We start from the raw sequence: 10952 nt of genomic DNA, 5'->3' as shown, positions 1-10952 counted from the left end.
GTATCCTTATGAGATTAGAAATGGGCAATTGTATTTTATTAAGGAATATTATGAGCATAATATTGGGCAATCCATTTTATTCGATCCCAAAACTAAAGGAGTGGCGTACAATACCGAAAAATACACTTCGATAACCACTAGAACCAAAACTAAGATTCAAAATAATGTTAAAAACATCAATTACAAATATACCGTAGATCCACGATCTCCAGAGAATTCTAGAGTTGGTATGGAGGATCGATTGGTAGTTGAACAATTGAAACCAGGCTTGTTGCTTGTACACAATCACGGAAAAAAAATGCCTGAAGTAGGGCTGATTTTAACGATGAAAGGGGAACAAGGACAAAATAGATTTGCACCTGCTTTTCATGTGGTATCTACTAAAAACTTTGAAGGGTTAAATGTTGCTATTCACCACGCTTGTGGTATGGGAATCATTGTAGAGAACTCAGAGAATATTACTTTGGATGATTTTAATGTAACGCCATCGCAAGGCAGAATCATTTCTACCACTGCTGATGCCACACACTTTGTAGGGTGCAGAGGAAAAATTACAATCAAAAACTCTACATTCAATAACCAACTGGATGATGCGGTGAATGTGCATGGAACCTATCAAGAGGTTGTTGATATTCTAGGCGAAAACAGCATCGGAATCAAAGTGGGACACTACCAGCAACAAGGTTTTAGCATTGGAGTTCCAAACGATCAAATAGGATTGGTCAACTTACATCATTCTTTCTTTGAATATGATAAATTGACATTGAAATCCATCGAAAAAATCAACAGCCGTTACCAAATTATCACTTTCAACGAAAAAATCCCAGCGTCTTTGAAAGTGGGAGATTATATCGAAAATATGTCGGCTTATCCAGAGTTGTTGGTTCAAAATTGAAACATCTCTAAAAACAGAGCCAGAGGATTATTGCTTTCGACACCAAGAAAAATTGTGATTGAAAACAACTTTTTCGGCACCGAAATGGCAGCGATTTTAGTACCTGTAGAAAGTGGATATTGGTACGAATCTGGTAGTGCTTTGGATTTGACCATTCGAAATAACATCTTTCAAGATTGCAATATTGGTGGACAAAATAGAGGGATCATCCGTTTTGAAACCGATGATGAAAGTAAAAATATTGCTTTCAAAAACATTTTGATCGAAAATAATAAAATCAATCAATTTGATAATTTGATCATGGAAGTAAATAATACTGATGGTCTTACATTCAAAGGAAATACGATTACAAATTCTGGTACTTATAAGATGTTATTTCCAGAGAATGCTGCTTTTTCTGTTAAGACTTCAAAAAATATCATTTTTAAAAAAAATACTTACTTAGGAAAAGCCAATCCAATTCTAAAAACCGATGGTTCTGTGCCTAATTTAAAATTTAAATAATAAAGATGAAAACATTTCTAAAAATAGTTTTAGTCACTAGTTTATCAATCGCTAGCATCCACTTGCATTCGCAAAACAAATCTAAACCCAATGTGATCTACATTTTAGCGGATGATTTAGGTATTGGAGATTTGAGTTGCTATGGACAAACCAAATTTGAAACGCCAAATATTGACAAATTAGCGGCTAGCGGAATAAAATTCACACAACATTATAGTGGCTCAGCTGTTTGTGCGCCTTCTCGTTCTTCGTTGATTACGGGGCAACATACAGGACATACATCTATCAGAGGAAATCTGGAAAGAGGGAAAGATCTCGAAGGTCAAGTCCCAATGGATGGTACTGAAGTTACCATTGCAGATGTATTCAAAAAGGCAGGTTATGCAACTGGTGCTTTTGGAAAATGGGGATTAGGATTTATTGATTCTGAAGGAGATCCGTTAAACCAAGGTTTTGATGAGTTTTATGGCTACAACTGCCAGCGTAAAGCACACCGTTATTTTCCTCCATATTTATGGCATAATAAGGAAAAAGTATTTCTAAAAGGTAATGATTACACGAATAAAATAACATATGCTCCAGACGAAATTCAGAAAGCCACTTTAGCTTTTATTACTAAAAATAAAAACAAACCATTTTTTGCGTATGTGCCTTTTGTCTTGCCTCATGCGGAGATTATTTCGCCAGAAGATGCTGTTTATAATGCATTCAAAGGGAGGTTCAAAGAAGACAAACCATTTGTTATGCCAAACGATTATTTGTCTGATTATGGACCCAATATGGTGGAATACAAATACGCTTCACAATTAGCACCTCATGCGGTTTATGCTACGATGGTTACACATTTAGATAATTATGTGGGGCAAATTATGGCTAGGTTAGACGAACTAGGAATTGCTGATAATACCTTAGTCATTTTTACCAGTGACAATGGACCAGCTACTGAAGGAGGTGCTGATCCTAAGTTCTTCAATGCCACATTAGGCATGCGAGGAGTAAAAAGAGATTTGTATGAAGGCGGAATCCGTGCGCCATTTATTGCGGTTTGGCCTCATAAGATTAAAGGAGGAACAACCTCAGATTTGATTTCAGCTTTCTGGGACATGAAACCCACTTTTGCAGAAATAACAAATGTAAAAGAATTAGGAAATACAGACGGAATTTCTTTATTGCCTACTTTTTTAGGTCAAAAAAATCAAAAACAACATCCGTATATGTACTGGGAATTTCCTCAAGCGGGTGGGCGTAAAGCGGTACGTTTAGAAAACTGGAAAGGTGTAATTTATAATATTGAAAAGAAAGAGAATCCTGCATTTGAATTGTATGATTTAAGTAAAGATCCTTTTGAAACGAAAAATTTGGCGACACAAAATCCTAAAATTGTAGCCGAAATGAAAGCCATTATGAATAAGGAACATACGGATTCGGTATTGTTCCCAATGAAATAAAAATTAGTTTAGTTAGTTGGTTAGGTTCATAAACGATTCTAGAAGAATACTCTTTTAGGGTCGTTTTTGTTTATAATCATTTTTTTGAAAACAGAGAAAAAGAGGGTATTTATTTCGGTTAAAATAGTTTAATTTGTTGATGATAATTTATAGATATGGGATTCAAACATTTATTTAGCGCTAAATTAATGTGGTTATTACCACAAAGAAATGACATGGATACGGCGAAAAAATATTCTAAACGTCATACTATTAGCATAGAAGGAAAGCCGATTTTAAATGTTTCAGCTGCCAAAGTTTTTAAAGGAGATTCTAATTTATACAATCCAGAAGATTTATTACTCAGTAGTCTTGTGTCCTGTCATATGATGTCTTACTTGTATGTTTGTAGCCAAAACGGCATTGAAGTGCTATCTTATGTGGATAATGCCGAAGCAACTCTTGAAGTTTCTGCGGATGGTAGCGGGCGTTTTGTGGAAGTGAGACTCTTTCCTAAAGTAAGTATTAGCCAAAAAGAAAAAATGGACTTGGCACTAGACTTACATAAAAAGGCGAACCAACTCTGTTTTATAGCAAATTCCTGTAATTTTCCGATTTTACATTTTCCTGTTTGCAAAGAAGAATAAAAAGAATGTTAGGTATAAAGTAGCTGCAGTTTCGGGAGTTGCAAGACTGTTATTACTGCAAGCTGATAGAATGAATAAGAAAAAAATACTGCTTTTTTTATAAAGGAATACACTAATTACATAGTTGTCTTTTCTATTTTTTTTAAAAATATTAGAGAATGACCAGCTATTGTTTTGACTAAATGTAATTTAAAAAGTTTAAAGCGATTGCTGTTTTTTATTTTGTTTGCTGTTTTAAAGTTTAACTTTGTAAATGAAAAATAAATGCTGATTGTACTCAAGTTCCCCTAGCCCTGATGGTAGCGGCATCCTTTTGTGAAGCGATAGCGGAACAAAAGATATAGCGGACAGCAGGATAAAGCTCCTAAAAATAGATCGTAATGAAAAATGTGTTGAAAATTGTACTATTCGCCGTGTTGATGGTGTCTTGTAAACAAAAAATAGTACCAGCCGATGTAGCAAAACTCAATGGCTACTGGGAAATTGAAAAAGTAGATCTTGCTGATGGTGCCGATAAGAATTATAAACTAAACGAAAATTTTGATTATTTTGAAATGAAAGGCAATCAAGGTTTTCGAAAAAAAGTAAAACCACAATTAGACGGGACTTTTATTGCAAATGATACCTACGAAAATGTGAAAGTACGTTTTGAAAAGGAGAAAGTTTTTTTAGATTCTTCGACTGATTTTGCCAAATGGACTGAGGAATTAGTAACCCTGACGGATGACGAGTTAGTCATTAAAAACGACGAGAATAAAGTGTATCATTATAAGAAAACGGAAGCAATAAACTTAACAGGAAATGGCGAAAAGACTAAATAATGATAGCCCGATTGGGGATATTTTGAATAAAATTATCCAAGTGAATAAGCTACAATCAGGTATGGATCAAATTGATGTAAAGGATGCTTGGGCAAATTTGATGGGAAATGGTGTGAATAGTTATACTCAAAATGTGGTGTTGAAGGGCAGTACTTTGTATGTGGAGTTGACTTCGTCCGTATTGCGAGAAGAATTGAGTCACGGTAAATCAAAAATCATCAAAATGATTAACGAGGAGTTACAACGAGATGTGGTGACAAATGTGGTATTGAGATAAAGATTTTAGATTCAGGATTTTTTATTTAGGATATAGGAATGTAAATCCTAAATAAAAAAAATCCAGATTTCTTAATTTTTAAAACTGCTCTCTTCCTGCAAAATGAAAAGCACCTTCGATAGCAGCATTTTCATCGCTGTCAGAGCCGTGAACTGCATTTTCTCCCATAGAAGTAGCGTATATTTTACGGATAGTACCTTCGGCAGCATCAGCGGGATTAGTAGCTCCAATTAATTTTCTGAAATCTTCTACTGCATTTTCTTTTTCTAAAATAGCCGCTACGATAGGACCACTAGACATGAAGTTAACTAACTCTCCGTAGAAGGGTCTTTCAGCATGTACGCTATAAAAAGTTTGTGCATCAGCAACAGTTAATTGAGTTAGCTTTAGTGATACGATTTTATATCCTGCATTTGTAATCATTGCTAAGATACTTCCAATGTGACCATTTGCAACTGCATCTGGTTTAATCATAGTAAAAGTTCTGTTTGTAGTCATTTTTTATCGGTTTTGCGTAAAAATAATAGTTTTAGAAAGATATTTTTAAATTAATTCGTTTTAAAAAGTAGAATTTGTCAAAATGAGTATCGATTTTTGGATTTATAAAATCAAGATATTAAATTTTTGTTCCAAAGGTTTTAATTCCGCCATCAATTTTGGAATTAAATTTATGCCTTCTTCTACATAAAATTCCGAAAAATTAGCTTGACGTTCTTGCAAACTTTTATTTGCGAATAATTCGTTTTGCAAGTCGGTAGCGCGTTTCAGTTGGTCGTGTAGTTTTCTTTTTTGAGCCTTTAAAAGTCGTTTTTCAAGATTTTCTAATCCTTTTAGTTGTTTTACTTCCTGTGCTTTTACTGCACCAGTAAAAGATTTATCCGTGTGAGAAGCAATTTCAAAAAGATGTTCAAACTGTTTTTGAAGTTGTTGTTTTTGAGCCGTTAAATCAATTGGAAATGCGCTCAGTTTTTGGGTTAGGTTATTTTCTAAAATGGATTGTTTCGAAAATAAATCTTCCCAAGTTAAGTCCAGTTTGTCAGCCCTGTGCGCTTGTTTTTGGGTTACTAATAAAACCGAATTACGGACTAAAAGGATTGGAAACGAAACGTTGACCGCTTCAAAAAATGATTTTAATTCGAGCCAATAGGCAATTTCACCTCCTCCTCCAATGTAACAAAGATTAGGTAAAATAACTTCTTGGTACAAAGGTCGCATAATCACATTAGGACTGAATTTTTCAGGATGGCTTTCGACTAAATCCAAAATTTCTGCTTTTTTAAATTCAATGCTTGTATTGTTGACTTTGTAGGTATCGTTTTCGAAAACAATGCGCTCTCGCAAATGATCTTCAATATAAAACAAATTGATTTCACGTGGGTTCACCTGAATATTATAATCGCTCAATTGTTGAATTGCTTCGGTTACTTTTTTATAAGCGGTTTGTTGGAGTAATTCTTCTTTTAGATAGGGAACGAAATGTTTTTTTAAATCGGTATGATCAGCATCTAGAATGACCAAGCCGTATTCTCCAAAAAGAGCATTCGCTAAATGGCGTGTAGCATTGGCTAAATTATCGTGTTGTAAATAAGCTTCTTCAAAAAGTTTTTTTAAAGCAGTGGCATTGGTTGTAGAACCTAATTCTTGAGCATATATTTCAAAAAAATGATCTAAGCCCTCAGTAGCTAATCTTCCAACGGGGCCTGAACTTTCAACATTCCATTGAAACTTTTTTCCTTTAAAGTTAAAGTAATTGATTTCGTCAAAATCATGGTCTTCTGTCGCCATCCAGTAAATAGGGACAAAGTTTGAAGCGGGATAAGTCTCTTTTAATTCTTTGGTCAAATTAATGGTCGAAATGATTTTGTACAAAAAATACAAAGGCCCACTGAATAAATTGAGCTGGTGTCCTGTTGTTATAGTAAAGGTATTGTTTACTTTTAACGCCTCGATGTTTTGTTTGGTCAAGTCGGAAACAGTTGTGTTTTGATACTGTTCGTGCAAAACCGAAACTAAAGAGGCTCTAATACCTTCGTTAAAATTGTTCTTTTTTTCCTGTAATTGTTCTTCAAAATTTTCCAAACTAGGAAACCGATTGTATAAGGAACGAATATTTGATTTTTGATTCAAATAATCATTCATTAAAGGGGTGAAATATCCTGAATTTTGATAGCTGATACAGTCGGTTGGCATGTTTTGTATTTCTAAATTTACTGCTAAAATAAGAAAACTATAATGATGTTTTTAAGGATTATGAAATGTTTAGGAAATCAAGAGGAAAGTTGTTTGAGCTATTAATAATTATTCCCTTATTTTTGTACAAAACAAAATCCTCTTGAAACCAAAACTTCTTTTAATTACGCCTCCTTTTACACAATTGAATACGCCTTATCCAGCAACGGCTTATATAAAAGGTTTTTTAAATACTAAAAACATTGAAACCGTTCAGGCTGATTTAGGTATAGAAGTAATTTTACAATTATTTTCGAAAGAAGGTCTTGAGAAATTGTTTAAAGTTCAAAGTTTAAAGTTTAAAGTTCAAGACGTTTCGGATAATTCCAAGCGAATTATTGCTCTTCAAGACGAATATATCAAAACGATTGATTCGGTGATTGCTTTTTTACAGGGAAGCAATCCTACTTTGGCACTTCAAATATGTCAAGAAGATTATTTGCCTGAAGCGTCACGTTTTGCACAATTGGAGGAATTAGATTGGGCTTTTGGAACGATGGGAACTCAGGATAAAGCCAAGCATTTAGCGACCTTATACCTTGAAGATATATCCGATTTTATTGTAGAATGTGTCGATGCAAATTTTGGTTTCAGTCGTTATGCCGAACGTTTGGGACGTTCAGCTAATTCGTTTGATGAATTGTATGAAGCATTAGAACAAGAACCAACTTATATTGATGAAGTACTGCTTTCGATACTTAAAGAAAGAATCGAAACCGTTAAGCCTAATTTATTCTTGATATCTGTTCCTTTTCCAGGAAATTTATATAGCGCCTTTCGTTCTGCTCAATGGGTAAAAAAGCACTATCCTGAAATCAAAATCTCAATGGGTGGGGGATTCCCGAATACGGAATTACGTTCGCTCTCGGATGCTCGTGTATTTGAGTTTTTTGATTTTATCACTTTAGATGATGGAGAAGTTCCAGTTGAAGAGTTGATTTTAAGTCTGCAACAGCCCATAACCCACAGCCCACAGCCCACCGCCTTAAAACGAACTTTTCTTTTAGAAAATGGAAAAGTCGTTTATAAAAATAATTCGACCAAGCCAGATTACAAACAAGCACAAGTAGGTACACCTGATTATTCGGATTTGTTGTTGGATAAATACATTTCGGTAATCGAAATTGTGAATCCCATGCACCGAATGTGGAGTGATGGTCGCTGGAACAAACTCACGATGGCACATGGTTGTTATTGGGGGAAGTGTACCTTTTGTGATATTTCGTTAGACTATATTAAGATATATGAACCTGTTGCGGCCAATTTACTTTGTGATCGAATGGAAGAATTGATGAAAGCAACAGGACAAAATGGATTCCATTTTGTTGACGAAGCTGCGCCGCCAGCGTTGATGCGTTCTTTGGCACTGGAAATAGTGCGTAGAAAATTATCCGTGACTTGGTGGACAAACATTCGATTCGAAAAAAGCTTCACGGCCGATTTGTGTTTACTATTAAAAGCTTCGGGCTGTATTGCCGTTTCTGGTGGATTAGAAGTAGCATCGGATCGATTACTGAAATTAATAGATAAAGGAGTAACAGTAGAGCAAGTGGCCAAGGTAACCCAGCATTTTACCCAAGCGGGAATTATGGTTCATTCCTATTTAATGTATGGCTATCCCACGCAGACCATTCAAGAAACGATTGACAGTTTGGAAATGGTACGTCAATTGTTTGAAGCAGGTGTATTACAATCTGGTTTTTGGCATCAGTTTGCTATGACGGCTCACAGTCCAGTGGGAATGTATCCTGAAAAATTTGGCGTGGTGAAAGAAACCGAAGTCATTGGAACATTCGCCAATAACGATATTAATTATATAGACAATACGGGAATTGATCACGATCTATTCAGTTTCGGATTAAAAAAGTCATTGTTTAACTTTATGCATGGTATTTGCTTTGATTATCCGTTGCAAGATTGGTTTGAGTTTAAAATTCCTAAAACGAAAATCCCTGAAGATTTTATAGCCAATGCTTTGGAAAATGAAGGTAGTTTGACTATTAAACCAACGGCAAAAGTGGTTTGGTTAGGCGGAAAACCTGCTGTGGACTATTTCACAAAATCAAAAAAAGGGAATAGCTGGGAAATGATGCGTTTGACTTTTCATGATAAAAAAGAAAGTTTTACCATTCAAACTAATAAAGAAGAAGGGGCATGGTTGATCGTTCTTTTGAATAAAATAGCGGTTGCTAATAGTAAGGTGTACTCGTTCCAAGAAATACAAGTGGATTTTGAAAAGGAATTGACCGATTTTGAATTGTTTTGGTATTCGAAACCAATACATATACTGAGGAGTTATGGTTTATTAGTGTTGTAAAACTAACGGTTAGGTTAAAGATTGTTGTCAGTCTGAGCTTGTCGAAGACTACATAATAGGTCACTTCGACAAGCTCAATGTGACAAAACAGAACTTGCTATAAATGAAAAAATTAATTATACCCAACGGGTTAATTGAAAATATTATAAAAGATGAAATACAATAGATGTGGAAAAAGCGGTTTGTTATTGCCTCAAATTTCTTTGGGTTTATGGCACAACTTCGGTTCAGTAGATGTTTTTGAAAATGGAGAGAGTATTGTTAAGGAAGCTTTTGATAAAGGAATTACTCATTTTGACTTGGCTAACAATTATGGACCAGTTCCAGGTTCAGCGGAAATGAACTTTGGGAAAATTTTAAAAAATAATTTTCAAGGCAATTTAAGAGATCAAATGGTAATTTCTACCAAAGCAGGTTATACCATGTGGGATGGGCCTTATGGAGATTGGGGTTCAAGGAAATATTTGCTTTCAAGTTTAGACCAAAGTTTGAAACGTATGGATTTAGAATATGTGGATATTTTCTATTCGCATCGTCCAGATCCTGAAACCCCTATTGAAGAAACAATGATGGCACTTGATTATGCTGTGCGTAGCGGGAAAGCATTGTATGTAGGAATTAGTAATTATTCAGCGGAGCAAACAAAGGTCGCTGTTGAGGTATTGAAAAAATTAGGAACCCCTTGTTTGATTCACCAAGCTAAGTATTCGATGTTTCAGCGTTGGGTTGAGGATGGTTTATTGGATGTTCTTGAAGATAAAGGTGTAGGCTGTATTGCTTTCTCGCCATTGGCACAAGGATTATTAACGGATAAATACCTTAAAGGAATTCCTGAAAATTCCAGAGCTCATAATCCTAATGGACATTTAAAACTGGATGAGGTTTCAGAAGAACGAATTCAAAAAGTTATTCAATTAAATGAAATTGCAAAAGAGAGAGGGCAATCATTAGCGCAAATGGCTTTGGCTTGGTTGATGAAAGATAACCGAATCAGTTCGGTATTGATTGGAGCTAGTTCCGTTGGTCAATTAAATAATAATTTAGATAGTTTAAATGCATTAGAGTTTACAAAATCAGAGATTGGCTCTATTGCTGCTATTTTAGGATAGTGTTAACATATTTTTTTCTTTTAAAAAAGCTTCAAATTTAATTTGAAGCTTTTTTTTGTGACTTATCAATTAGGATTGCATGTTTAATCTATTTGTTTTTTATTTTCAAGCATACCCCTATTTTTTGTAGGGTTAGTGTTTTTTTTATGTATTTATTTAGGCTGTTTTTAGGTTTTTTATCTATTGTTTTTATTTATAACCACTAATAAATGGGGGTTTTTATTAAAATCATCATTATGAATAGTATATTTTTTAGTTCTTATTTATATGTAATTTCTATTTTTTGTTATTTCCTATTCCTAAATTAATAATTCGTTCTGCTTTCTGAGGAAAAGCCGTTTTATAATTGTTTCAGTTAAAATTTACTTAATATATTCGCTTCAGAAAGTTGAAAAAATAAAGACTATTTGTGGTTTTTGAAACAAGTTAAAAATTTAGAAGATCTATAAGTTCTAAAAATTAAAATGTAGATAAAATGTAAATGAGCTTTATTAATTATTAAACCAAAACAAAATTAAACATGAAGAAAGTAATTATTATTTTAGCTTTAGCGCTAACAGGGAACATGGCATTTGCTCAAGACACACCACTAGAAATTTCTGGATCTGCCGATCTTTATTACAAGTATGACTTTGCTAAAGGTGAAAACATTCCAACAAGTTTTGCAACAGATCACAACTCAATCTCTTTAGGAATGATTGACATTGCTTTAAAGAAAACTACAGG

10 protein-coding genes and 1 pseudogene are annotated in these 10952 nt (G+C 34.2%); 9 read left to right on the top strand and 2 right to left on the bottom strand.

Annotated features, from left to right (window positions below; genetic code table 11):
- The 6 genes from WBQ70_RS11225 to WBQ70_RS11200 form a co-directional block, all read left to right on the top strand.
- On the top strand, nucleotides 1-895 hold an 895-nt coding region (locus tag WBQ70_RS11225), incomplete at its 5' end, for an alpha-1,3-galactosidase-related protein (RefSeq protein ID WP_423914165.1).
- 54 nt (nucleotides 896-949) lie between these two features.
- Nucleotides 950-1399, top strand: coding sequence for a hypothetical protein (locus tag WBQ70_RS11220; RefSeq protein ID WP_423914163.1), 450 nt, complete (start codon nucleotides 950-952; stop codon nucleotides 1397-1399).
- 5 nt (nucleotides 1400-1404) lie between these two features.
- Complete coding sequence (locus WBQ70_RS11215; RefSeq protein WP_423914161.1) at nucleotides 1405-2847, top strand: arylsulfatase; 1443 nt, start codon at nucleotides 1405-1407, stop codon at nucleotides 2845-2847.
- Between the two features lie 155 nt (nucleotides 2848-3002).
- The gene (locus tag WBQ70_RS11210; protein ID WP_423914158.1) at nucleotides 3003-3473 is read left to right on the top strand and encodes an OsmC family protein; all 471 of its coding nucleotides are present in this window, start codon (nucleotides 3003-3005) and stop codon (nucleotides 3471-3473) included.
- Nucleotides 3474-3853: 380 nt separating this feature from the next.
- Nucleotides 3854-4294 (top strand): lipocalin family protein, encoded by a 441-nt coding sequence (locus WBQ70_RS11205; RefSeq protein WP_423914156.1) that lies wholly within the window; start codon nucleotides 3854-3856, stop codon nucleotides 4292-4294.
- Nucleotides 4275-4571: a DUF721 domain-containing protein gene (locus tag WBQ70_RS11200; RefSeq protein ID WP_423914154.1), complete on the top strand. Its 297-nt coding sequence runs from the start codon at nucleotides 4275-4277 to the stop codon at nucleotides 4569-4571. The genes WBQ70_RS11205 and WBQ70_RS11200 overlap by 20 nt, the downstream gene beginning before the upstream one ends.
- Nucleotides 4572-4649: 78 nt before the next feature.
- On the opposite strand, the gene WBQ70_RS11195 is transcribed toward WBQ70_RS11200, so the two are convergent.
- Both WBQ70_RS11195 and bshC read right to left on the bottom strand, forming a co-directional pair.
- A complete protein-coding gene (locus tag WBQ70_RS11195; RefSeq protein ID WP_423914151.1) occupies nucleotides 4650-5069 on the bottom strand; it encodes a nucleoside-diphosphate kinase in 420 nt (139 codons plus the stop codon).
- Between the two features lie 102 nt (nucleotides 5070-5171).
- Complete coding sequence (gene bshC, locus WBQ70_RS11190; protein ID WP_423914148.1) at nucleotides 5172-6761, bottom strand: bacillithiol biosynthesis cysteine-adding enzyme BshC; 1590 nt, start codon at nucleotides 6759-6761, stop codon at nucleotides 5172-5174.
- A 142-nt stretch (nucleotides 6762-6903) separates the two neighbouring features.
- On the opposite strand from bshC, the gene WBQ70_RS11185 reads away from it, so the two are divergent.
- From WBQ70_RS11185 to WBQ70_RS11175, 3 genes and pseudogenes are all read left to right on the top strand, one after another.
- The gene (locus WBQ70_RS11185) at nucleotides 6904-9117 is read left to right on the top strand and encodes a B12-binding domain-containing radical SAM protein (RefSeq protein WP_423914145.1); all 2214 of its coding nucleotides are present in this window, start codon (nucleotides 6904-6906) and stop codon (nucleotides 9115-9117) included.
- A gap of 152 nt (nucleotides 9118-9269) precedes the next feature.
- Nucleotides 9270-10226 (top strand): aldo/keto reductase, encoded by a 957-nt coding sequence (locus WBQ70_RS11180; protein WP_423914142.1) that lies wholly within the window; start codon nucleotides 9270-9272, stop codon nucleotides 10224-10226.
- 520 nt (nucleotides 10227-10746) lie between these two features.
- Nucleotides 10747-10952, top strand: a pseudogene (locus WBQ70_RS11175) (porin); the annotation flags it as partial.

The organism is Flavobacterium sp., from assembly GCF_049590715.1.
In the GTDB taxonomy this organism is placed as follows: domain Bacteria; phylum Bacteroidota; class Bacteroidia; order Flavobacteriales; family Flavobacteriaceae; genus Flavobacterium.
The sequence above is the reverse complement of the archived record's forward strand: the minus strand, read 5'-3'. Positions and strand labels throughout refer to the sequence as shown.